The organism is Pseudomonas sp. Cab53 (assembly GCF_018325965.1).
Taxonomy (GTDB): Bacteria; Pseudomonadota; Gammaproteobacteria; order Pseudomonadales; family Pseudomonadaceae; genus Aquipseudomonas; species Aquipseudomonas chlororaphis_E.
On sequence record NZ_AP021902.1, the window covers coordinates 2,172,030 to 2,194,074 of the forward strand.

General features: G+C 63.7%; 17 protein-coding genes. 6 read left to right on the forward strand and 11 right to left on the reverse strand.

What is annotated here, in order from left to right; all coding sequences use genetic code 11:
• Nucleotides 1–34: 34 nt before the first annotated feature.
• The 6 genes from KI241_RS09520 to KI241_RS09545 form a co-directional block, all read right to left on the reverse strand.
• Nucleotides 35–808 (reverse strand): EboA domain-containing protein, encoded by a 774-nt coding sequence (locus tag KI241_RS09520; RefSeq protein ID WP_212803615.1) that lies wholly within the window; start codon nt 806–808, stop codon nt 35–37.
• Nucleotides 805–1,695, reverse strand: coding sequence for a UbiA family prenyltransferase (locus KI241_RS09525; RefSeq protein ID WP_212803616.1), 891 nt, complete (start codon nt 1,693–1,695; stop codon nt 805–807). Before KI241_RS09525 ends, KI241_RS09520 begins: the two co-directional genes overlap by 4 nt.
• On the reverse strand, nt 1,692–3,566 hold the full coding sequence (locus KI241_RS09530; RefSeq protein ID WP_212803617.1) for a 3-dehydroquinate synthase: 1,875 nt from the start codon (nt 3,564–3,566) through the stop codon (nt 1,692–1,694). Before KI241_RS09530 ends, KI241_RS09525 begins: the two co-directional genes overlap by 4 nt.
• Before the next feature lie 279 nt (nt 3,567–3,845).
• Nucleotides 3,846–4,982: a hybrid-cluster NAD(P)-dependent oxidoreductase gene (locus tag KI241_RS09535; protein ID WP_212803618.1), complete on the reverse strand. Its 1,137-nt coding sequence runs from the start codon at nt 4,980–4,982 to the stop codon at nt 3,846–3,848.
• Nucleotides 4,983–4,991: 9 nt separating this feature from the next.
• Entirely contained in the window at nt 4,992–6,248 is a 1,257-nt protein-coding gene (locus KI241_RS09540; protein ID WP_212803619.1) for an aromatic ring-hydroxylating dioxygenase subunit alpha, read from the reverse strand.
• Nucleotides 6,249–6,386: 138 nt separating this feature from the next.
• A complete protein-coding gene (locus KI241_RS09545; protein WP_042729776.1) occupies nt 6,387–7,325 on the reverse strand; it encodes a LysR substrate-binding domain-containing protein in 939 nt (312 codons plus the stop codon).
• A gap of 176 nt (nt 7,326–7,501) precedes the next feature.
• Here KI241_RS09545 and KI241_RS09550 point away from each other — a divergent pair, with 176 nt between their 5' ends.
• Nucleotides 7,502–8,209 carry a TetR/AcrR family transcriptional regulator gene (locus tag KI241_RS09550; RefSeq protein WP_042729775.1) on the forward strand — a complete coding sequence of 236 codons (708 nt, stop codon included), beginning with the start codon at nt 7,502–7,504 and terminating at the stop codon, nt 8,207–8,209.
• Nucleotides 8,199–8,984, forward strand: coding sequence for a pyrroline-5-carboxylate reductase dimerization domain-containing protein (locus KI241_RS09555; RefSeq protein ID WP_212803620.1), 786 nt, complete (start codon nt 8,199–8,201; stop codon nt 8,982–8,984). The genes KI241_RS09550 and KI241_RS09555 overlap by 11 nt, the downstream gene beginning before the upstream one ends.
• A gap of 48 nt (nt 8,985–9,032) precedes the next feature.
• Here the strand turns inward: KI241_RS09555 and KI241_RS09560 are convergent, their stop codons facing one another.
• On the reverse strand, nt 9,033–11,069 hold the full coding sequence (locus KI241_RS09560) for an NADH:flavin oxidoreductase (RefSeq protein WP_042729773.1): 2,037 nt from the start codon (nt 11,067–11,069) through the stop codon (nt 9,033–9,035).
• A 191-nt stretch (nt 11,070–11,260) separates the two neighbouring features.
• Between KI241_RS09560 and KI241_RS09565 the strand changes: the two genes are divergently transcribed.
• A complete protein-coding gene (locus KI241_RS09565; protein WP_042729772.1) occupies nt 11,261–12,163 on the forward strand; it encodes a glycine betaine ABC transporter substrate-binding protein in 903 nt (300 codons plus the stop codon).
• A gap of 170 nt (nt 12,164–12,333) precedes the next feature.
• Here KI241_RS09565 and KI241_RS09570 read toward each other — a convergent pair whose 3' ends face one another.
• Together KI241_RS09570 and KI241_RS09575 are read right to left on the reverse strand one after the other, a co-directional pair.
• Nucleotides 12,334–14,277 carry a methyl-accepting chemotaxis protein gene (locus tag KI241_RS09570; protein WP_042729771.1) on the reverse strand — a complete coding sequence of 648 codons (1,944 nt, stop codon included), beginning with the start codon at nt 14,275–14,277 and terminating at the stop codon, nt 12,334–12,336.
• Nucleotides 14,274–14,555: a hypothetical protein gene (locus tag KI241_RS09575; RefSeq protein ID WP_152622915.1), complete on the reverse strand. Its 282-nt coding sequence runs from the start codon at nt 14,553–14,555 to the stop codon at nt 14,274–14,276. Before KI241_RS09575 ends, KI241_RS09570 begins: the two co-directional genes overlap by 4 nt.
• Nucleotides 14,556–14,563: 8 nt before the next feature.
• On the opposite strand from KI241_RS09575, the gene KI241_RS09580 reads away from it, so the two are divergent.
• On the forward strand, nt 14,564–15,592 hold the full coding sequence (locus tag KI241_RS09580) for a GlxA family transcriptional regulator (RefSeq protein WP_042729770.1): 1,029 nt from the start codon (nt 14,564–14,566) through the stop codon (nt 15,590–15,592).
• A 115-nt stretch (nt 15,593–15,707) separates the two neighbouring features.
• Here the strand turns inward: KI241_RS09580 and KI241_RS09585 are convergent, their stop codons facing one another.
• Nucleotides 15,708–16,430: a pirin family protein gene (locus KI241_RS09585; protein ID WP_047737234.1), complete on the reverse strand. Its 723-nt coding sequence runs from the start codon at nt 16,428–16,430 to the stop codon at nt 15,708–15,710.
• Nucleotides 16,431–16,660: 230 nt separating this feature from the next.
• Here KI241_RS09585 and KI241_RS09590 point away from each other — a divergent pair, with 230 nt between their 5' ends.
• Both KI241_RS09590 and KI241_RS09595 read left to right on the forward strand, forming a co-directional pair.
• Nucleotides 16,661–17,611 carry a GlxA family transcriptional regulator gene (locus KI241_RS09590; protein ID WP_042729768.1) on the forward strand — a complete coding sequence of 317 codons (951 nt, stop codon included), beginning with the start codon at nt 16,661–16,663 and terminating at the stop codon, nt 17,609–17,611.
• Between the two features lie 183 nt (nt 17,612–17,794).
• The gene (locus KI241_RS09595; RefSeq protein ID WP_053150979.1) at nt 17,795–19,261 is read left to right on the forward strand and encodes a winged helix-turn-helix domain-containing protein; all 1,467 of its coding nucleotides are present in this window, start codon (nt 17,795–17,797) and stop codon (nt 19,259–19,261) included.
• On the opposite strand, the gene KI241_RS09600 is transcribed toward KI241_RS09595, so the two are convergent.
• Nucleotides 19,208–22,015 (reverse strand): winged helix-turn-helix domain-containing protein, encoded by a 2,808-nt coding sequence (locus tag KI241_RS09600; RefSeq protein ID WP_053150976.1) that lies wholly within the window; start codon nt 22,013–22,015, stop codon nt 19,208–19,210. The two genes, KI241_RS09595 and KI241_RS09600, sit on opposite strands and share 54 nt — an antisense overlap.
• Between the last annotated feature and the right edge of the window lie 30 nt (nt 22,016–22,045).

Below are 22,045 nucleotides of genomic sequence, written 5' to 3' on the forward strand. Positions count from 1 at the left end.
GAATCCTCATCAGGAAAAATCGGACCGTGGGGCATCAGTTCGCCGGGCGTTCGGCCAGGTGGTCGTGCCATTCCGGCGGCAGGCATTGCTGCTGGTTCAGGCCAACCAGGCGCTGGCGTTGCGCCGGGCTGAGCAGGTTGAAGGCAATCGCCAGGGGCAGCCCCGGTGACACCGTTCGCTGGGCGGCGAGTTGTTCGTCCAGCAGGTCGAGGGCAAGCTGGTTGAGGGCGACGCCCTGGCGCTGCTCCAGGCCGACCAGGCGCCGAACGTCCAGGCCCATGCCCAGCGCTTTCAGCACCAGTTGATGGAAGGCCCGTTCGCTGTAGTGGCGTGACGGGTAGCGGGTGTCCAGGGCGAGGGCGGCAAACACCTGGCTGTTGCTGGTGCGCCCGGCCTGCAACGCCAGCTCCACGCAGAGCCCTTGGCTGTCGAGCCAGTCCAGGGCCTTGAGCGTGGCGATCTTTTCCTGGTCGTCACCCCACAGGAACAGTTGACGCAACAAGGGCACTTGCTCGGCCGGGGTGTGTTGCTCCAGCGCTTGCGCCAGTAACAACGCCCGCGCCAGTTGCACGTTGCTCCAACTGCCACAGCCGGGCAGCGGATGGTCCTTGAGATGGCGCTTGCACTGGCTGCTCAACAGCGCCGCGGTGCTGGCGTCCGGGTGTTGCGCCAGTTGTGCCTGCGCCTGGCGCCACCACTGCAACTCGCTGTCATCGAGTTGCAGGCTGAAAACCTGGCGATACTCGGCGAGGCAGTCCTGGCGCAGGTCGAGGGCCGTCGATGACGGCGTATTAACGTCCGTGTTCATGTCGGTTTGATCCAGCGCTGCAAGTGGGGAAGCAGGAAAAACACCAAGACCCCGATCAGGCTGCCCAGTGGCTGGTCCGCCACGGCCAGCACCAAGGCATCGAACAGCGGCAGGGCGGCCAGGCCCGCGCCGATGAATGCGCGCACTTGCCGGTGCCGAGGGTTGGCCAGGTGGCGCCAGTAGTGCCAGCCCAGCCAACCCAGCCAGAGCAGCAACACCGGCCAGAACCAGGCGTTGTCGCCATAGAACGCCAGGGCCAGCGGGCTGAGCATCAAGGCCAGGGGAAGACGGCTGAGCAACTGGTTGCGGTGTTCCTGGCGGGCCAGGTAGGTCAGGCCGCTGATGTACACGCCAAGCAAGATTGCGCACAGCCAGATCGGTTCCGGCGGCACCGCCAGGCTGGCGGCGGCGGTGAGGTAGAGCGTCGAGCGGCAGGCGCCCATCAGCCAGACGCTGTGGGTGTATTTCTTGTGCAGCAGGTTGTAGCCGAGGATGCAGCCGACCAGCAGCGCGGCGCTGCCCAGCAGCCAGTGCGGTTGATCGACCCGTTGGCTCAGGCCCAGCAACGCGGCGGCGGCCAGTGCCAGCAGTAGCGTGGTGGCCAACCTCACTTGCTGGCGGCTGACCAGCCCGAGGGTGATGGGGCGGGGGTTCTGGTGTTGCTGGTCCCAGTCGGCGTCCAACAGGTCGTTCAACAACATGCCGGCCAGGTACAGCAGTGACAGCGCGGCCAACAGCAACACCCACACCAGCGACGAGGGCGGTGCCAGGGCGCCGGCATTGCTGGCGAGCAGGGCGGCCGCCATGACATTGGTCCACACCGTCGGCAGGTTGGACACCCGGCCCAGGGTCATCCAGGTCTTCAGGTTCAGCGCCGGCGAGTTCATTGCGCGCAGCCTGCGTTGAGGATCGGGGCCGGATCGAAGCCGCGGGACAGCCGTTGCAGCGCCTGCTCCATTCGCGCGGTGTCGATTTCATGCAGGTCCACCGATTCGCCGATGCGGCTGAGCATGGGAATGGACAACTGCCCGCCCAGGTGCTGGCGAAACTCCTCCAGGCCGAGCAGCACCTGTGAACGGCCCTGGGCATCCTTCAAGTCCAGCTCCGGCGGATTCAGGCAGAAGCCGAGCGTGATCAACAGGCGCAGGACCCGGTCGCTGTCGGCATCGCTCAACAGCCCCAAGGCATTGGCGTAGAGCCCGTCCAGGGCCATGCCCACCGCGACGGCCTCGCCATGGCGCAGGCGATGCTGGCTGAGGTTCTCCAGCTTGTGCGCAGCCCAGTGCCCATAGTCCAGCGGCCGGCCGTTACCGCGCTCGAAAGGATCGCCCGCCCCGGTGATGTGCGCCAGGTGCAGTTCGGCGCAGCGGCGGATGGCGTAGCGGCTGGCCGCGTGGTCGAAGTGGGCGAGGGCGTCGGTGTGTTGCTCCATCCATTGGAAAAAGACCACGTCCTTGATCAGCGCGACTTTTACCGCTTCGGCCAGCCCGGCGATCTGGTCGCGCCGGCCCAGGCTGGTCAGCAATTGGAAGTCGTTGATCACGGCGGTGGCGGGATAGAAGGCGCCCAGCAGGTTCTTCTGGCCGAAGGCGTTGATCCCGTTCTTGACCCCGATGCCAGCGTCGTTTTGCGCGAGCACTGTGCTCGGGATGCGGATCAGGCGAATCCCGCGATGGAAGGTCGCACAGGCGTAGCCCACTGCATCCAACACCGCGCCGCCGCCCAGGGCGAGTACGTAGCAATGCCGGTCCAGCCCGTGGTGCAGCATGTCCAGGTACAGCTGCTGCAACACTTGCGCGTCCTTGCTCAGTTCACCGGCCGGTACCGCAATGGGTGCCGCCTGCAAGCGCAGGTCCGCCCGATGGACGGCAAAGTAGCCGTCGATCTGCTCCCGCAATTGTGGGGCGCTTTGCAGCAGGAGTTCATCGGCGAACATCAGCACCGTCACCGGCCCACTGGCCTGGGCGGTGAGCTGACGATGCAGGCAAGGATTGAGTGGGTCGAACAGATGATCGGTGAACAGCACCGGGTAGTCGTAACGGACCTCGAAGCGCCCACGCAGCGGCTGCTCCGGGGCATTGCCACGCAAGGCCTTGAACAGGCTGTGGCCGGCGATGAACAGCCCGGGCAATACCATGCCGGCGAGCAGGGTCACCAGCAACGCGTTCTGTTCCACCAGGAAGGTGCCGATTGCGCTGTAGGCCAGGGCCAGGCCCGCGTTCGCCAGGGTGGTGACCAGCATGAACGCGCGCAGTGGGTAGCGTTGCATGCCGGCGGCGACCACCGAGGTTTCCGCCAACACCGGCACGCCACGCAGGCAGACCAACGACAACGTGCCCAAGCGATACGCCATGTGCCCCGGCTGACGCTGGTGCAGGCCCAGGCGCCCGGACAGCAGGCGAAAGTATCCGGCCCCCAGCGCGTAACCCAGCCAGGCCCCCAGGCACAGACCGATGAAAATCGCCAAGTAGCCGCCGAGGCTGCCGAGCATCGCCACGGCCAGCAGGGCCACCATGCTGGAAGGCACCGGCAGCACCACGTCCAGTGCCAGCAGGGCGATCAGCAGCAGCGCCAGGCCGAGTGTCTGGGCCGGGGTCGAGGGCAGGAACAGGGTAAGGTGGGTCAGCACATCCTGGAGCTGTTGCTCGAACAGCAGGAAACTGGCGATGACCAGGCCCGAGAAGCCAAACAACGACAGCCAGAAAAAACCGGCTGGCCCTCTTTTCGAGAGCGCACGAAACCAACGGCTGCGCTTCATCAAGCATCCCTCTTTTATTTTTGACAGAGTCCGTGTCAGCAATTAAAAGCAGCGTCTGGTGCGTTTCAGATCAATGGATTCCCTCGCCTCGATGGCTGGTTTTCATGACCGTGCGGTCATGCCGGTGAAGACAGTCTTGAATCTAGACGGGCATGGTGTTTTTGCAAGGTCGCCTGATGGCAATATGATTTTTTCCTTGGCAGGCGGTGCCTGCACCCAGACCGATCAAGCCTGTGGGCTCACTCCCACAGGGCTCGTCAGGGGCTCCAGCAGAGCTTGTCAGAGATCGATCACCAGGTCCGACGTCGGCTTGCTGCAGCACAGCAGGCGCAGGCCCTTGTCGATTTCCCGTTGGCGGATCCCGCCGTTGTGGTTCATGTCCACCGTGCCTTCGAGCAGCGCCGTCTTGCAGGTGCCGCACACGCCCTGGCTGCAGGAGGAGGGCACGATGGCGCCGGCTTTCTTGGCGGCACTCAGCACGGTCTGGGTGCCGGTCATGGTGAAGGTCTTTCCCGAGCGGGACAGGGTCACCGTGAACAGGCTCGCCTGATCCAGCGAAGGCGCTTGTTCGATCACCGGCTCTGCGTTCAGCACCGTGATGTCGAAGCTTTCCTGGTGGTAGTGGGCGAAATCGAACCGCGCGTCCTTGAGCAGCGATTTGACGGCCTCCATGTAGCCTTGAGGGCCGCAGGTGAACACTTCGCGCTCCCTGAAGTCCGGGACGTGTTGGCTGAGCAAAGGCAAATCGAGCCGGCCGATGGGGTGTTGCCAGTCGACGATGGTGCCCGGGCTTTCGCAGACGTGCAGCACGCGCAGGCCGGCCATGCGCGCCTGCATGCCCTGGAGTTCGTCGTGGAAGATGATGTCGGTCGGCGTACGGGCGCTGTGCACGAAGACGATGTCCAGGTCGCTGGCCATGTCGAAGGCTGTGCGGGTCATCGACATCAGGGGCGTCACGCCGGAGCCCGCCGACAGGTAGAGCCATTTCTTCGCCGGAATGCCGACCGGGGTAAAGCTCCCCGCCGGGCCGGACGCGCGCAGGCAGTCCCCGGGCTGGAGGCGGTCGTGCAGCCAGTTCGACACGAGCCCGCCCGGCACCCGCTTGACGGTGATGGCGAACGCGAACGGGCGAGTGGGGGACGACGACACGGTGTAGCAGCGGGCGATGGGCTGGCCCGCGATGACCGGTGATAGCGTGATGAATTGGCCCGCTTCGAAACTCAGCGCGCTGAAGTCCGCGCAGCGAAACACGAACGTCTTCACGTCATGGGTTTCCGGGTACACGGCGCAGCACACCAGGGTTTTCTGTTCGCCGCTGTTCCATTGCGCGCCAAACGTGCTCCACATCTGTGGGTCGGTAAAGCGTCTGGCAGCGTCGGTAGGCTCAAGGGGGGCAAGGTTTTCGTAAGTTGTCATGTCCATTGCTCACACGCCATGGGCGGCCAGGCGCGCCGAGTACCAGCGCGAGAACTGATCGACATAGGATTCGGTGAAGGCCGAGAACGGTCCCGGTGCGTAGGCCGGGTCCTGGGTGCCGCTGTGGGTGATGCCCACGAGGCTGGCGTCCTGGAGGTTGGTCGCGGCCCAGACTTCGGTCAGTTTATCCAACTGGTAGTCCACGCCCTCGATGGCGTCCGCGTGGACCAGCCACTTGGTCCGCACCAGGGTTTTGTCCGGTGCCAGGGGGATGATGTAGGAGATCACGGCGTGGTCGCTCATGACGTGCGTCCATGAGTTGTGCGTCCACAGGTGCATGTCTCCCAGGTCACGGCGGGTGAGGTGGCCGAACAGGCGCGTGCAGGCCACTCGGGTATCGAGGGTCTGGGATTCGCCATGGCCGGCGATGACCAGGCGTTGCGAGCGGAATTGAGTGACCACGTCCTCGCCCAGGTGTTCGACGGCGTCGCAGAGGTAGCCCTCGTTCTCCCAGTTGCGCTTGGTGTCGGCATTGCGACGGTGGTATTCGTCGAGCACCTGAAGCGAGTCCTCGCTGAGCCCGTCGGTGCAGAAGCCGAAATCTTCCGGCAGGAACGATGCTGTCAGTTCGGGATGAGTACCGGCGCAGTGATAACACTCACGGTTATTCTCGATGACCAACTTCCAATTGCCGTTCTCGATAATTTCCGATTCATGGGCAATCTTTGAATAAGTAAGTTCGTATTGGGCAAAGCGCGGTGACATGACGTGGTCAAGGTAACTGATATCTTCCGGCGCTTCGTCAGCCAGGCAAACGAATATATGCGTGCCGACTACTTTGGTGTGAACCGGTATCAGGCGCTTGCAGGTAGGGTCGAAGTTCTGGCCCATGTGCGCGGCATGTTTCAAACTGCCGTCCAGGTCATAAGTCCACTGATGATAAGGGCAGACCAACAGGCCCACGGTGGATTTGCCCGCCGGCTTCAAGCGCGCCCCGCGATGCCGGCAGACATTGCGAAACGCCTGCACCTGCTCGTCATCGTCGCGTATCAGGAGGATCGAAGACTTGCCGATGTCGAGGGTGGAGACATCCCCGGGCTCGGCAATGTCGCTGGTCACACCGACCAGTATCCAATGCTGGGTAAAGAAGATATCCACGTCGTTTTCGAAGACATCCTGTCGACCGAACAGGCCGCCGGGCAGGCCGTGCCCGGTTTCGCGATCAGTCAGAAGTTCACGGTGGGTTTTCACGGCGCTGAGGGTCATTGAGGGATCTCGCTCGAACTAATAAAAGTCGCTAAGTGGGCGGCCAGTACAGTATCGAAACGGGGTATTTTTCCGTCAACGCGCTTTATTTTCACCTTGGCATAACCCGCAGTTATGCCAGCAAAGTATTACGGTCGATCAATGTTTCAGGTGGCTGTCGTCCTGTAACCAATCAACTAACGTGGGAGTGATCGCGCCCGGTTCTCGACCGGTGGGCACGACCACGTAGTAGGCGTCCTTGGGCTTGACCACGTAGGGGGTGATCCTGACCAGTTCGCCACTGTTGAGCAGGTGCGCAATCAGTCGGCCCCAGCCCAGCGCGATGCCGTACCCCTGGAGAGCGGCCTGGATCGCGTCGTTGTAGGCGCTGCACCGCAGTGAATAATTCAGCTTGGGATGCATGTCCCCGAGTTCCCGGCACCAGCCGTTCCAGGTCATCCAGCCTTCGAGGGTGGCGTCGGAGTCGATCAGGGCCACGTCCAGGAAATCATCGATCGACGTTGGCGCCGGGTGGGCCGCCAGCCAGGCGGGCGAGCACACGGGAAATACTTCTTCGTCGAACAGGAAGATCGAGCGGCCGTCATCCCATTTGCCGTTGCCGAAGCGGATGGCCAGGTCCGCGTCATCCCGATAGGCGCCCGTCGAAAGCAACGGCGTGATCAAGCGCAGTTTCAATTGCGGTTGCAGCGTACGCAGCGACATCAACCGAGGCAGGATCCTCATGTGGGAAAACGCCCCGGTGCAGGCCAGGGTGATCTCCTGTTCGCCGATGCCCTCGGCAATCTTGTCGAATACGCTGGCCATGCGGTGAATGGATTCGGCCACGACCGAATGCAGCAGATAGCCCTCGTGTGTCAGCTTGATGGCGCGGTGCAGACGATGGAACAGCTTGGTGCCCAGCGTATCTTCCAGCAGGCGGATCTGCTTGCTGACGGCCGCCTGGGTCACACCCAGCTCCTGGGCCGCGAGGGTAAAACTGGCAAGCCGCGCCACGGCTTCGAACTCCAACAGGGCGGTCATGGACGGGATCAACCGTCGATAGCCCTTGACCTTTTTATCCATCTCGCTGGGTTGCATGGGCACATTCCGCTACGGGGCTTGTGGGCGTTCATGGGCGGGGTTTGCACCGAAGAACACGAACCGGATCAAGCCTGCCTGCTCTCAACTGTTTGGTCAATGAAATGTACTCAGATGTACATTTTTCGGTCGGCAGGGTACATTCGGTTCAGGTTTTTTGAAGAAGGTGAAGCGAGATGTCCCAGTTAGGGAAGGCGCGTGGCAAGGCCCAGGACAGCGGTTGGCGCGGGTCGCCGGAAGGTTGGCTGGAGGCCGCCTACGACGCCTTGAAGGAATCGGGCATCGACGCCGTCAGGGTCATGCCGCTCGCCAAGCGCCTGGGTCTGTCGCGAACCAGCTTCTACTGGTTTTTCGAGGATCGCGAACAGTTGCTGGCGGCCTTGCTCTCTCGCTGGCGGGAGACCAACACCGGCGGACTGATCCGCCAGACCGAAAGTTATGCCGAGAGCATTTCCGAAGCGATCCTGAACGTGTTCGAGTGCTGGCTCAACCCGCAACTGTTCGACTCCCAATTCGAGTTCGCGGTGCGCAGTTGGGCGCTGCAGTCGGCGGAGGTGGCCCAGGAAGTCGCTACCGTGGATGAACAGCGGATGAATGCGCTGGCGAGCATGTTCAAGCGTTTTGGCTACGACAGCCAGGGGGCCGACACCCGGGCCCGGACGATCTATCTGACCCAGATCGGCTACATCAGCATGAACACCCGTGAGCTGATCACCACGCGTTTCGAGCGTATTCCGCATTACGTGAGCATCTTCACCGGCAAGGTGCCCAAGCAGCGCGAGCTGGATCGTTTCTATGGGAAGTTCGGCTACGCCGAAAAAGAACCGGGGGTCTTCGTGCCCTTGGCAGAGACGTTCGAGGAAGGGGCGGGTGATGATCAGTAAGACCCTGGGCATCATCGGCGGAACCGGCTGGCTGGGCGGGGCAATCGCCCACGCGTTGCTGGCCACTGCGCGGCTGCCGGCCGCTAACCTGGTGCTCTCCAACCGCTCGGGCAGTTATCCGCTGGCCGGGCAAGGTGTATGCCTGGTCACGGACAACCAGGCCTTGGTGGCGCGCAGCGATGTGGTGATCATTGCCGTGCGACCCGAGCATTTCGCCAGCCTGGACATCGATGCGACAGGCAAGGTCGTCATTTCGTTGATGGCCGGGATCACCGCGCAGGCGATTGCCACGCAGACCTCGGCTTCGGCGGTGGTGCGGGCGATGCCCAACGCGGCGGTGGAAATCCGGCAGTCCTTTACGCCCTGGTTCTGTTCGGGGACGGTGGACACCGCGACGCGAGAGCTGGTGCAGCAACTGTTCGAATCCGTGGGCACGGCGGCAGAGGTCCGGGAGGAGGGGTTCATCGACTACCTGTCTGCGCTGTCGGGCACCGGCCCGGCTTTTCCGGCCTTGCTGATGACCGCGCTGGCCAACCAGGCAATGGCCGCCGGCCTGCCTGCCGATATCGCGCAATTGGCCGCCAGGAACGTGGTGGTCAATAGCAGCCAACTGCTGCAAACCCATGACGCGCAGCAAATGATCGAGGCCTTGGTGGCCTATCGGGGCGTCACGGCCGCGGCGTTGCAGTCAATGGCCGACAGCCGCTTCGAAGAACACCTCGGCCAAGCCTTGCAGGCCGGGGCGGCGGTGGCTCGCAAAGGGCTTCACGGCTGAGACGGATAACCCCTGTGGCAAGAGCCCTCGCCACAGGGGGGCAAGACCTCAAATGTCCTTGAGCAAGCGCAGTGCATCATAGATGGCCGCGTGGGTATTGCGTGCCGACACGGCATCGCCGATGCGGAACAGTTGGAAGCGGCCTTCCGGGTGGGTCACGATGTTCTGGGGCTTGCCGGCGATCAGATCCTGCTGCTCGACCGCACCGTTGTTGCGCGAGTAAGGGCGCAATTCGAAGTACAGATCATCGAGGGGAAGGGTGCCGTGGTTGATCACCACCTGATCGACCACGCGCTGCTTGTGTACCTGGCCATAATCGCTGCCGAAGGTGGCCACCAGTTGCCCGTCGCGTTGCTCGACGGTGTCGACCCGGTAGGTGACGGTAAAGGTGACGTTCAGGTCTTGCAGGCTGCGCATGTAGGGCACCAGGTTCATCGCCATCACTTCCGGGGCGAATGACCGGTCCGGTGTGACGATCTCCAGTTTCGCGCCGCTGCTGGCGATGACTTCGGCCGCCTGCAGCGCGGCGTGGTCGCCCGCGTCGTCGAAGATCAGCACGTTCCTGCCGGGTTTGACGTCGCCGCAAATGATGTCCCAGGTCGACACCACCAGTTCATTGCCGTGCTTGAGCACCTCGGTGTGGGGCAGGCCGCCGGTGGCGACGATCACCACGTCCGGTTCCTCGGCCAATACCGTCTCGGCCTCGGCCCAGGTGTTGAAGTGGAACTTGACGCCCAAGCGTTCGCATTGCGCCATGCGCCATTCGATGATGCTGATCATCTCGCGGCGGCGTTCGCTGAGGGCCGTCAGGCGGACCTGCCCGCCGGGTTGGTCCGCCACCTCGAACACCGTGACGGCATGCCCGCGTTCACCGGCCACCCGTGCCGCTTCCAGGCCTGCCGGGCCGGTGCCGATCACCACCACCTTGCGCTTGAGCGGCGCCTTGGAAATCTCGTGGGGCATGGTGGTTTCGCGCCCGGTGGCGGCGTTGTGGATGCAATACGCCGCGCCCCCCTGGTAGATGCGGTCCAGGCAGTAGTTCGCGCCCACGCAGGGGCGGATGTCCTCTTCGCGTTTTTCAATGATCTTGCGCACGATGTGCGGATCGGTCATGTGCGCGCGGGTCATGCCGATCATGTCCACCTTGCCGGAGGCGATGGCGTGGCGTGCCGTGGCGACGTCGGGAATCTTGGCGGCGTGGAAGGTCGGGAAACCGGTGGCCGAGCGGATCTCGCCGGCAAAGTCCAGGTGCGGGGAATTGCGCATGCCCTGGATCGGGATCACATCGGTGAGGCCGGCGTCGGTGTCGATGTGCCCGCGAACGACGTTGAGGAAGTCGACCAGGCCGCTGTCCTTGAGCATATGGGAGATCCGCAGGCCGTCGCTGGCCCCGAAACCGCCGGGCAGGTCTTCATCGCCGGTGTAGCGAATCCCCAGCAGGAAGTCTTCGCCGCAGCGTTGGCGGATGCCGCGCAGGATATCGAAGGTAAAGCGCAAGCGGTTCTCCAACGAACCGCCGTAGGGGCCATCGAGGTCGTTGGTCAGGGGCGACCAGAACTGGTCCATGAGATGACCGTAGGCCTGCAATTCCAAGCCATCGAGTCCGGCCGCCTTCATGCGCTCGGCGGCGTCGACGTAGTCCTTGATGATGCGATCGATGTCCCAGTCTTCCAGCTTTTTCGGGAAGGCCCGGTGCGAGGCCTCGCGGCGATGCGAGGGCGAGACCACCGGCAGCCAGTCGGCCTTGTCCCAGCGTGTGCGCCGCCCCAGGTGGGTCAGTTGAATCATCACCGCCGCGCCATGCTCGTGGCACTCGTCGGTCAGGTCCTTCATCCATTTGACCACTTCGTCCTTGTACGCCAGCACGTTGTTGAACACCGGCGGGCTGTCCCGCGATACCGCGGCGGACCCGGCGGTCATGGTCAATGCCACGCCGGCCTTGGCACGTTCGACGTGATAGGCCCGATACAGGTCTTTCGGCATGCCGTCGACTGGGTAAGCCGGCTCATGGGAGGTGGTCATGATCCGGTTTCTGAGGGTCAGGTGTTTGATCTGGTAGGGCTGCAGCAAGGGATCGCTGGACATGGTGTTGCGCTCCGGGAACAGAACATCAGGCTGGGTTTTGACATGACGGTATGTGCAATGTTCACCTGTGTCAACGGTTGTGACACTGGTGTACATTTCCCTTGCCCAACCCCAAGGCCGGGATTACTATCGGCTTGAAATTTTTTCTACTGCCCTGCCAATAACCATTAATACAGACGCGGAGACGCACCATGATCACGTTATCCAGTAGAAGCTGTATCGGCTGGCTCGCCGGCCTGGCGATGGCCTCCAGTTGCCTGGTTGCACAAGCCGAGGAACCCACGCCTATCCGGATCGGGTGGGTGAATTGGTCGGATACGGAAATCGCCGTGAAACTGGCAGACACGGCCCTGCGAGACCATCTCAAGCAACCGGTCAAGCTGGTCCTGGCCGATATCGGCATTCAGTTCCAGGCACTCGCCAACGGCAGCATCGACCTGATTCCGATGGTCTGGCTGCCGAACACGCACAAGTCGTTCTATGACAAGTACCAGGACAAGCTCGAAGACCTGGGCTGGCTGTATGAGGGGCGGATCGGCATGGCGGTGCCGACGTCCGTTCCCACCAGCGAACTGGCCAGCGTCGAAGACCTCAACAAGCCTGAGGTGCGGGAGAAACTCGGCGGCAAGATCCTCACCTCCGAAGTGGGCAATGGGCAGTACAAGCTCACCGAGAAAGCCATCCAGGCCTACAAGCTCGATGGCTACAAGATGGTCGCGTCCTCGGAGTCCGGCATGCTGAGCGAGCTGGACCGCAACCTCAAGCGTGACCGGTGGTCACTGATCAACGCCTGGAGTCCCCATTGGATGTTCTCCAAATGGTCGCTGCGCTACCTCGATGATCCCAAGCAGATCTTTGGCGGCGCCGAGCAGATCCACGCCGTTGCCCGCAAAGGCTTCAGCGCGCAGCACCCTGACGTCGCGCGGTTTTTCGCCAATTTCAAGATTCCCCAGGCTGATCTTGAGAAGTTGATGGCCAGCGCCCGCGACAGCTCGGCTGACAAAGTGGTTGCCGAGTACTACGCCGCGAACAAGCCGCGTTTCGAAGCCATGTTCGGCAACCAGACGGCGTCCGCGACAACGGGCCAGCAATGATCGCCGGCGTTGAGTGATGGGGCGGGCCGGTGCCCTTGATGGACGGTGAGGGGCACCGGTTTCGTTGGCAGTTTTTGCAGGAGCATCGTCGCTGATGACGATTGATCGATCAGGCGATGCATTAGACAGTCTGACCCCGGAGCCGTCCCTGGCTCCCTTGGGGCCATCTCTTAGAACTTGAAGCGTCCCACCAGCCCCTTGAGCTGCCCGGAAATGTCCGTCAGGCGGCCCGAACCGGTTTGTGCCGAGTGGGCGAATTCCTCGACCAACTGGGCGTCGGCATGGATCTGCGCGATGTGCCGGTTGATGTCTTCCGCCACCTGATGCTGTTCCTCGGCGGCCGTGGCGATCTGGGTGTTCTGGTCGCGAATCGAGTCCACCGAGTGGCGGATCTTGTCGAAACTGTCGCGGGCCTGCTGGATGCGCTCGACACTGGTTTGCGACACTTGCAGGCTGCTCTGCATCTGCTGCGTCACTTCCTGGGTCCGTCGGGCCAGGTTGCCCAGCAGGCTGTCGATTTCGCCGGTGGAGTCGGCGGTGCGCCGTGCCAGTGCCCGTACTTCATCGGCCACCACGGCGAACCCGCGGCCCTGGTCGCCGGCGCGCGCGGCTTCGATGGCGGCGTTGAGGGCCAACAGGTTGGTCTGTTCGGCAATCGAGCGGATGGTGTCGAGGATGGTGTTGATGTTCTTGCTGTCCTGCTCCAGGGCCTGCATGGTCTGGGTCGACTTCTGCAGGTCCTCGCTCAGTTTCAACACGCTGCCGGTGGCTTCGCCGATGTGATGCTGGCCGTCGTGTACGTCACGGTAGCCGGTGTCGGCACTGGAGGCGGCTTCGCTGCACGAGCGCGCCACTTCGTTGGCGGTGGCGACCATTTCGTTGAACGCGGTGCTCACCAGTTCCACGGCCTGGCGCTGGCGCCCGGCGGCTTCGTTCATGTTCTGGGCGACATCGCTGGTATCGGCGGCGGCGCTCTGCAGATCGGACGACGCACTGCCGATGCGTTGCACCAGCTGGGCGATCATGCCCAGGAACTGGTTGAACCAGCTCGCCAGGGTGGCGGTTTCGTCCTTGCCTTGCACGCTGAGCTGACGGGTCAGGTCGCCTTCACCTTCGGCGATTTCCTGCAGGCCGTTGGCCACGCCGCGGATCGGACGCACGATCACGCTGGCAAAGCTCGCCCCGACCACCGCGAACACCGCGGCCAGTACGGCGGCAATCACTGCGATCAGCCACGTCAGGCTCGACGCCTCGGCCATCACTTCGTCGCGCTTGATCAGGCCGATGAAGCGCCAGCCCAGGCCCTTGGAACTGACCACGTTGGCCATGTAGGGCACGCCGTCGATCTCGATCTGAGTCACGCCGTCGCCGCTCTTGGCCAGTTCGGCATAGTTGGGGCCGAGGTCGGCGAGGGGCTTGAAGTTGTGCTTGGCGTCACTGGCATCCACCAGCACGTTGCCGTTGCCCTCGATCAGCATCAGGTAACCGCTGTCGCCCAGCTTGATGGCCTTGACCAGTTCGGTCAGTTGCTTGAGCGACACGTCCAGGCCGACAACGCCGATGACCTTGCCGTTGGCGTCGGTGACGGTGTGGACCGTGCAGATCAGTGTCACGTCGTCCGGCGCCCAATAGTAGGCGTCGGTGCGGGTGGTGGTGCCGGGCGAGGCCAGGGCAGCCTTGTACCAGGGGCGCACGCGCGGGTCGTAGTTGGACAACTTGGCGTCGTCAGGCCAGCTGGCGTAGCCGCCGTCATTCTGGCCCAGGGAAAGGTACGCGGTGGTCGGATGGGACTTGGCGAAGCCGTCGAAGATCGCCAGCAACTGCTGGTTGGTTTCCGTCAGGGGAATTTGTGCGGCGTCGGCGCTCGAATAGTTCTTCAATCCCTTGGCCGAGACAATCCGCGGATCCTTGGCGAAGAACTCGACGTTTTGGCTGATGCCGTCGAAGAACATCTTCATCCCGTTGTCGATCTGGCGGATCTCGCGGCCGCTGCTGTCCAGGAAGTTGGTCTTTGCCGCGTCTCGCAGGTTCAATACGACGAGCACCGCCACCAGGATAACCGGGAGGCAGGCAATGGTCGCGAACGCCCATGTCAGCTTTTGCTTGATATTCATGACTTCTCCCGCGGAATATTTTTGATGTTGGAACGGCGGAAACGATAGCGGTTGGCGTTGCGAGTTTCTGGAAAGGGAAAAGCGCCCATGCCCACACCCGGTATATCGACCAAAGTCGTAGGCACTTGAGACCATTCAGCGTAATTTGGACCGGCCGCTGCGCCGCGCAGCAAGGTGATTGCAGCGAACGCGGCCAGGCTGGAAAATAGCGCGGATGGCCCTGCCGCCTTTGCGCGAACGCAAAAGTGAAGCAAGTCCTGATCGTCTTCTGTATTCACGAGGCCCTATGCCAAGCGCATTCGAGAGCGTACTTAAAAACAAGAACATGGCTTATCGACCCCAGGGGGCGACCCCGGCCAGCCAAGCGCCCATTCGCGTCGCGTTTGTATTGATGGACAATTTCTCGATGATGTCTTTCACCGGCGCGGTCGATGCGCTGGTGACCGCCAACCTGATGAGCGACAAGCCCCTCTATGAGGTGCTGACGGTGGGCGTCTCGGGTGGGCAGGTGACGAGTGACCTGGGAATTGTCATCTCGACCGACATCGAGCTGGCACAGATGCCGGAAAACCAGGACGTGATGATCGTCGCCGGCGGTTTTCGCGTGAAACTGCAAGGTCATCCGTTGCTGCGCCGCAAGCTGCGCGCCAATGCCACGGCCGGGGCGATCATGGGCGGGCTGTGGAACGGTGTGTTCTTTGTCGCCGACGCCGGCCTGCTGGAGGGTTTCGAGTGCGCCGTCCACCCGGAAAGCCGGGCGATGATGGCCGAAGTGTTCCCCAACGTGAAAGTGTCCAGCCGTGCCTATGTCCTGGACCGCGGACGCGTCAGCTGCGCCGGGGCCAACAGTTCGTTGCGCATGATGCTCCAGTTGATCCGCCAGACGGGCGGCGAGGCGCTGGTGGGTGCGATCGAGGAAATCCTGCGCTGTGATGAATCGGGCGATGCGTCGGACCTGCCGCCGGTGTTCGTCGAGACCGACCCAACGCTGCCGGAAAGCCTCAAGTTGGCCTTGGAATTGATGTGGCAAAACGTCGAGGAGCCGCTGACGATCGATGAGCTGGCGGCCTGCGTGAAGATTTCCAAGCGCCAGCTGGAGCGGCGTTTCTGCAGTTTTCTCGGGGCGACCCCGACGCGTTACTACCTGGAGCTGCGCCTGACCCGCGCCCGCCAGCTCATCCAGCAGACCAATCGCTCGGTGACGGAAATCGCCGTGGCAACGGGGTTCGTCAGCTCGCCGCACTTCCAACGGCGCTTCCGGGACTTCTTCGGCGTGCCGCCGGGCAGCTACCGTTCGACGTTCGCGCGCAAATAAACGCTGCGGGTGGGGAATGCGCCGAGGCCTCGTCTTGTCGGACGAGGCCTGCGCCTTGTGGGGTATTGCGGTCGCTTGAACGTTGCCTCGGTCATGCCCGGAGCCCTGTCGCGGCTCATGGCATTTGCGGCAGTTCCCGCGGTTGCAGGTCGAACACCAGCACTTCCGAATCCACGCCGTTGCTCAATGTCAGCACCTGTTCCTCGCGGACTCGCACGCCGTCGCCTTCCTGCAGTGACAGGCCATTGAGTTCGACCGAGCCCCGGGCGACGTGCACATAGGCGTAACGGTCCGGTGCCAAGGTCAGGGTGGCGCTTTCGTTGCCGTCGAACAGCCCGGCATAGACCCGTGCATCCTGGCGCACCTCGAGCGAGCCGTCGGCGCCGTCCGGGGAGATGATCAGTTGCAGGCGACCGCGTTTCTGCTCGGCGCTGAAGTGCTCCTGTTGGTAGCGTGGCTTGGCGCCGCTGACATTGGGCACGATCCAGATTTGCAGGAAGTGCACCCGTTCGTCCGCGCTGTGGTTGAACTCACTGTGGGCCACGCCGCTGCCGGCGCTCATCAACTGTACGTCGCCGGGGCGAATCACCGAGCCTGTGCCCAGGGTGTCCTTGTGTTCCAGCGCGCCTTCGAGCACGTAGGAGAAAATCTCCATGTCCCGATGGGGATGCTGGCCGAAACCTTTGGCGGCGGCGACGCGGTCATCGTTGATGACCAGCAGGTCGGAGAAGCCCTGTTGGTTGAGGTCCCGGTAGTTGGCGAAAGAAAAGGTGTGGAACGAGGTCAGCCAGCCGTGGCGGGCGATGCCGCGATCCGAAGCTTTGCGAAGGGTCAGCATGATGGATTCTCCTGATGTCTGTGGGCGGCGGCTGGGCCGTTCGCCGGGTTCAGAAGAAGATTAATGGTTATCGTAATCTTCGATAAGTAGATGAAAAACGAAATACTGTCTCTTGTGAGTGGACAATAGTCAGCTCGCCCCCGGCGCTTGGCTTCGTCATAATGCCCCTCCACCGACCTTGTGGGCTTGAACGTTTACTGTGTCTCTCTGATTTCCTGGCGTTTCTACTGATGAAAACCGTTGCAATGGTGCTGTTCCCCGATTTCTTGTTGCTCGACATGGCCGGGCCGCTGGAAGTGTTTTCGATTGCCAATCGGTACCTCGACGCGGATAACCATTATCAACTGTTGACCCTGGGCACCGAGCGCGGCCCGATGCGCGCTTCCAACGGCGTGACCGTGCAGGCCGACATCCACATCGACCAGGCGTGGGCCGCCTACGACGTGTTGCTGGTGCCGGGCGGGCCGGGCGCCTACAACGACCGGCACCCGGGCTTGCACATCTGGCTGAAGGCCGCCGCGCAGCGGGCCACGCGCTACGGCTCGATTTGCACCGGCGCCTTTGTACTGGGCGAGGCCGGGTTGCTTGACGGTTACCGCGTCACCACCCACTGGCACTACACCGAGCGGCTGATCCAGCGTTTCCCCAAGGCGCTGGTGGAGACCGATAAAATCTTCCTGCAGGACCGGCGCCTGATCACGTCCGGTGGCGTCACCGCCGGTATCGACCTGGCGCTGTCCATCGTTGCCCAGGATCACGGCCGCAAAGTGGCGCTGGACGTGGCCAAGGTGTTGTTGGTGGTGATGAAGCGCCAGGGCGGCCAGGCGCAGTTCAGTCCGCTGGTGGCCGCGGTGGCGGCGCAGGAATCGGCCATTACCCGGGTGCAGAACCATGTCATGGAACACCTGGAGGAACCGTTCACCATCGAGCGCATGGCGGCGCTGGCTTCCATGAGCTCGCGGCATTTCGCCCGGCTGTTCGCTCGCGAAGTGAAGATGACCCCGATGGAGTTCCTGCAAGGCGCGCGCATTGACCGGGCCCGCCAGTTGCTCGAAAGCACCGACCTGCCGCTCAAGACCGTGGCCTTTCGCAGCGGCTTCGGCAGTGTCCGGCACATGCGCTCGCTGTTCAGTGAAAAGCTCGGCCTGACCCCCGTCCAGTACCGCCAACAGTTCAGTTGAGCCGAAGATGTCCGTCCAGGGCATCGTCATGTCCGTGGTGCGTCCTGTGCCAGCATTGTTCTGCAAACGATGGCTGCCAAGATAACGGCACACCCTCTGGAAAGGATGTGCAGGAGCCGGGGCAGACGCGTTCGTTGATTCGCGACGTCATGCCCGCCGCGGTGATCCGGCGCTTGATTGCTCATGAACAGTCTCGTCACACCCGATACCGAAGCGGCGGTGGGCTTCGGTCCGTTTGTCTTCTACCCCCAGCAACGTCTGGTGACCCGCGATGGCGAACCGCTTGTGCTGGGGGGGCGGGCCCTGGACATTTTCCAGGTGCTGGTGGAGCACGCCGGCGCCTACGTCAGCAAGCAAGCCTTGTTGACCCGCGTCTGGCCGGACAGCGTCGTCGAGGAAATCAACCTGCGGGTGCACATCGCCGCCCTGCGCCGAGCCTTTGGCGACGGGCAGGACGGCAGCCAGTACATTCTCAACGATCCCCGGCAAGGCTATTGCCTTGCCGCCTCCCTGGCCCCGACGACCGACCTTGAACGACACAACCTGCCGGCCCGGCTGAGCCCGGTGATCGGTCGCGATAAAGTGTTGGGGCGGTTGCTGGCCGACGTGCCCCGTCAGCGCCTGACCACCGTGACCGGCCCGGGTGGCGTCGGCAAGACCACCGTGGTGCTGCGGGTGGCGGAGCTGTTGCTGGAGCATTTTGCCGACGGCGCCTGGTTTGTCGACCTGGCCGCCCTCACCGAGCCGCACCAGTTGCAGGCACACGTGGCGCAGGCCCTGGGGCTCGCGCCCGACGCCCTGATCCGGCAACTGCAAGCCCGGCGCCTGTTGCTGGTGCTCGATGGCTGCGAGCATCTGTTGCAGGCCTGTCGGGAGCTGGCGCTGAGGGTGGGCGCCTCGGCGCCCGGTGTGACATTGCTGTTGAGCAGCCGCGAAGCCTTGAACATGGTCGATGAATGCACCGTGCAGTTGCCAGGCCTGGCACGGGTGTCGCCCCTTGAACTTGAGCCGCAACTGTTGGCGAGCCCGGCCACGCAGCTGCTGATCGAACGGGTTGGCGCCCGGCAGCAAGGGTTCGCCGCCACCGACCGCGACCTGGTGGCGATCGCGCAAATCTGCCAGCGCCTGGACGGCTTGCCGCTGGCGCTGGAACTCGCGGCGGCCCAGGTCGGGGTGCTGGGCGTGGCCGGCGTGCTGGAGCAACTGGAGCAGGGGCTGTCGTTGTTGAGCCACGGGCGGCGTACCGCGGTGGCCCGGCATCAAAGCCTGGAGGCGATGCTGGATTGGAGTTTCGAACGCCTGAGCGCCGCCGAGCAACGGGTGTTCCAACGGCTGGCGGTGTTTGAGCGGCCCTTTACCCTGAAGGCGGCGATGGCGGTCATCAGTTGCCCGGAGCTGGGCGTGGATCAACTGCCGTGGTTGCTGTCACGCCTGGCCAGCCAGTCCCTGGTGATGGTCGAGGCCTGTGCCAATGGCGTCCGGTTTTTCTGGCTCAATACCACGCGCGCCTATGCCCTGGAAAAGCTCCGGCGCAGCGGCCAGTGGTCGTTGTACCACCGGCGCTACCTCTTGCAGGACGCCGTCAAACCCTTGCATTCAAGGCCCGCACCGCCCCGACAAGGCCTGGAGCAGCGCGTCGGCCTCCATTAGGTCGGGGGTGTCGAAGCCTTCGGTGAAGCGCCGATAGACCGGGCCGAGTAACCCGTGTGCGTCCAGGTCCTGGCCCCGACGTTGCCACAGCCGCGCCAGGGTCGTGGCGCTGCGCAGTTCCCAGGCCAGGGCGTTGTCTCGCCGGGCCACCGCCAGTGATTTGAGCAATTGTTCTTCGGCACGCGCCTCCAGCGCGGGGTCGTTGCGTGCCAGCAGGGTTTGCGCGTCGGCCCGAAGGATCTCCGCCGCACACCAGCCCGCCGCGCCGCTGTGGGCGCGTTCCAGTTGTGCCGGGGTGACGCAATCGGCGCGCAGGGTGGTGACGATGTCCTGGACCAACCGCGCGCTGGTCGAGTCGATCTCCGGCGGCGGGTTATCGAAAGCGCGGACGTAATGCCGGGCCCAGTCGTGGAAGAACATCACGAAGTGCTTTTTCGTCTGGTGCTGCAACAGGTCGAGCCTGTCCTGGGCGGTTGCGTGATCGCCGTTGTAGCGGGCTATCACGCAACTGGCCAGCGCCAGGGTGTAGCAGATCGAGGTGCCATGGTTGATCTGCAAGGCAATCTGCAACGCCAGGTCGGCGGTCCGCTGGGCTTTCTCGGCGAAGCCCTGTAGCCACAGGATGCGCGCCAGAATGGTCAGCGACGCCACACTCTGGTCGTACTGCACGCCGAAACCGTGGGTGAAACGGCTCAGATGCCCGCTCTGGGCCATGCGCTGGATCACCTGCTCGGCGTCGCGGCGGGCCACGGCCTGGTTCCCGGCGAAGTGCAGCGCCAGGACACGCAGGCGCTGGGCGCTGAGGGACAGGATCGGGTCGCCCTGAGGCCCCAGCCGGTCGAAATCCTGGCTCTGCTCCAGCGCCTGGCGGTAATTGCCGCAACTGAGGTTGACCGCCATGTGGCCGGACACCGCCCGCAATTCGCCGGCCAGGTCCTGGCTTTGCCGGGCCAGCCGACGCGCCGTGATGAAGGCATTGATGGTGGCCGGGGTGCCGCCTTCGGTGTGGTAACGGTAGCTGCCGTGCGCCAGTTCCAGGGCAAGGGTCAGCTTCGGACATGGCGTGGGCGTGGCCCGCAGCAAGGCCAGCGCCTTGCTGACGTAGAGGCCATGCTCCTTGAGCAAGGACAACTCCTGCCAGAGCGGCAAGGTTCGGGCGGTCAGGCGGATCGCCACGGCCCGCACACCTTGCGCGCCCAACCCCCAGTCGAGCGCCGCGCGAATGTCGTCGCGATAGGCCGCGTAACGGCCGATCCACAGTCGCGTCGGGGTGGTCTGCCAATCGTCCTCGGCCTGTTCCATCAGCGTCAGGCAGCGCTCGGCGTGACGTTCCCGGCTCGCGGACAGTTCTGCGGCATCGGTGAGTTTTTCCAGGGCATAACTGCGCGTGGTGTCCAGCAGGCGGTAGCGCACCTCTTCGTCGCCGATCTCGACGTTGAGCAATGACTTGGCCACCAACTGGCTGACAGACACCAGCACCTGCTCGGGCGCCACCTGCTGGCCGACGATCACCGCCGCCGCCGAGACCAGGTTGAAACTGCCCATGAACACCGCCAGCCGTCGCAGGCAGGTTTGCTCGCAAGGGGTGAGCAGGGCGAAGCTCCAGTCCAGCGTGGCGCGCAAGGTCTGCTGGCGAGGGGCGGCATCGCCGCTGTTGTGAAGCAAGGCCAGACTGTCCAGCAGTTGCCGGTGCAGCTGTTGCACGGTAAAGCGGCTGATCTGCGCGGCGGCCAGTTCGATGGCCAGGGGAATGCCGTCCAGCCGCCGGCAGATGTCCACCACCAGCGGCACGTCGGCGTCGGTCAGCTCGAAGTCGTCGCGGCTGGCCATCGCGCGCTCGGCGAACAACTGCAAGGCCGGGTACGCCAGGGCCGGGAAGCCTTCGATGGGCATTTCCGGCGGTGGGAACGCCAGGGCGTCCAGGCGCTGGACGTGTTCGCCTTCGGCACGCAGGTCTTCGCGGCTGGTGGCGAGGATGTGCAGGTGCGGGGCGCCGCGCAGCAAGGTTTCGCTGAGCTGGGCGACGGCGTCGATCAGGTGTTCGCAGTTGTCGATGACCAGCAGCAGGTGCCGTTCCTTGAGTTGCCGGGTGATGGTCTCCAGCGGGTCGCCGTCCTGCAACGGCAGGTCCAGCAGCGCCGCCAGGTTGGGCGCGATCATGACCGGGTCGTTCAGTGGGGCCAGGTCCAGCAGGTAGGTGCCATCACGGTAGCGGCCGATCAGCCGTTCGGCGACCCGCAGGGCAACGGTGGTCTTGCCGATGCCGCCGGTGCCCACCAGGGTGATGAAGCGTTTGCGCGGCAGTTGCGCCACCAGGTTTTCCAGCAGGGCGTGGCGTCCGATCATTCGCGTGTGCCGCAGCGGCAGGTTGTGCGCCAGGGAAGGGTGGGGCGTGGGCGCCGATGGTTCAAGAGGGGCCAATGACACGGGGGCCACGAAGCTGTAGCCGCGCTGCGCCACGGTGATGATGTAGCGCTGGCCAGCCTGGCCGTCGCCCAGGGCCTTGCGCAGCGCCGCGACGTGCACCCGCAGGTTGGTGTCTTCGACAACGCTCTTGGGCCAGACGCGGGCGATCAGTTGTTGTTTGCTCACCACCTGCCCGGCGTGTTCGAGCAGCACCAGCAGGATATCCACCGCCCGTCGTCCCAGGCGCAACGGTTGCCCGGCTTCCATCACCAGGCGCTGTCGAGGGTGGACCCGGTAAGGGCCGAAATGCACCGTCTGGTCGACGGGCAGGCTGGGGGATTGACTCATCATGCGCTCGATATTCTGTCCCGGTGCAGG

Excerpts from the sequence above, each read along its gene's own strand:
- KI241_RS09520 (WP_212803615.1), bottom strand. The coding sequence starts at position 808 with ATGAACACGGACGTTAATACGCCGTCATCGACGGCCCTCGACCTGCGC.
- KI241_RS09525 (WP_212803616.1), bottom strand. The coding sequence starts at position 1,695 with ATGAACTCGCCGGCGCTGAACCTGAAGACCTGGATGACCCTGGGCCGG.
- KI241_RS09530 (WP_212803617.1), bottom strand. The coding sequence starts at position 3,566 with ATGAAGCGCAGCCGTTGGTTTCGTGCGCTCTCGAAAAGAGGGCCAGCC.
- KI241_RS09535 (WP_212803618.1), bottom strand. The coding sequence starts at position 4,982 with ATGACAACTTACGAAAACCTTGCCCCCCTTGAGCCTACCGACGCTGCC.
- KI241_RS09540 (WP_212803619.1), bottom strand. The coding sequence starts at position 6,248 with ATGACCCTCAGCGCCGTGAAAACCCACCGTGAACTTCTGACTGATCGC.
- KI241_RS09545 (WP_042729776.1), bottom strand. The coding sequence starts at position 7,325 with ATGCAACCCAGCGAGATGGATAAAAAGGTCAAGGGCTATCGACGGTTG.
- KI241_RS09550 (WP_042729775.1), top strand. The coding sequence starts at position 7,502 with ATGTCCCAGTTAGGGAAGGCGCGTGGCAAGGCCCAGGACAGCGGTTGG.
- KI241_RS09555 (WP_212803620.1), top strand. The coding sequence starts at position 8,199 with ATGATCAGTAAGACCCTGGGCATCATCGGCGGAACCGGCTGGCTGGGC.
- KI241_RS09560 (WP_042729773.1), bottom strand. The coding sequence starts at position 11,069 with ATGTCCAGCGATCCCTTGCTGCAGCCCTACCAGATCAAACACCTGACC.
- KI241_RS09565 (WP_042729772.1), top strand. The coding sequence starts at position 11,261 with ATGATCACGTTATCCAGTAGAAGCTGTATCGGCTGGCTCGCCGGCCTG.
- KI241_RS09570 (WP_042729771.1), bottom strand. The coding sequence starts at position 14,277 with ATGAATATCAAGCAAAAGCTGACATGGGCGTTCGCGACCATTGCCTGC.
- KI241_RS09580 (WP_042729770.1), top strand. The coding sequence starts at position 14,564 with ATGCCAAGCGCATTCGAGAGCGTACTTAAAAACAAGAACATGGCTTAT.
- KI241_RS09585 (WP_047737234.1), bottom strand. The coding sequence starts at position 16,430 with ATGCTGACCCTTCGCAAAGCTTCGGATCGCGGCATCGCCCGCCACGGC.
- KI241_RS09590 (WP_042729768.1), top strand. The coding sequence starts at position 16,661 with ATGAAAACCGTTGCAATGGTGCTGTTCCCCGATTTCTTGTTGCTCGAC.
- KI241_RS09595 (WP_053150979.1), top strand. The coding sequence starts at position 17,795 with ATGAACAGTCTCGTCACACCCGATACCGAAGCGGCGGTGGGCTTCGGT.
- KI241_RS09600 (WP_053150976.1), bottom strand. The coding sequence starts at position 22,015 with ATGAGTCAATCCCCCAGCCTGCCCGTCGACCAGACGGTGCATTTCGGC.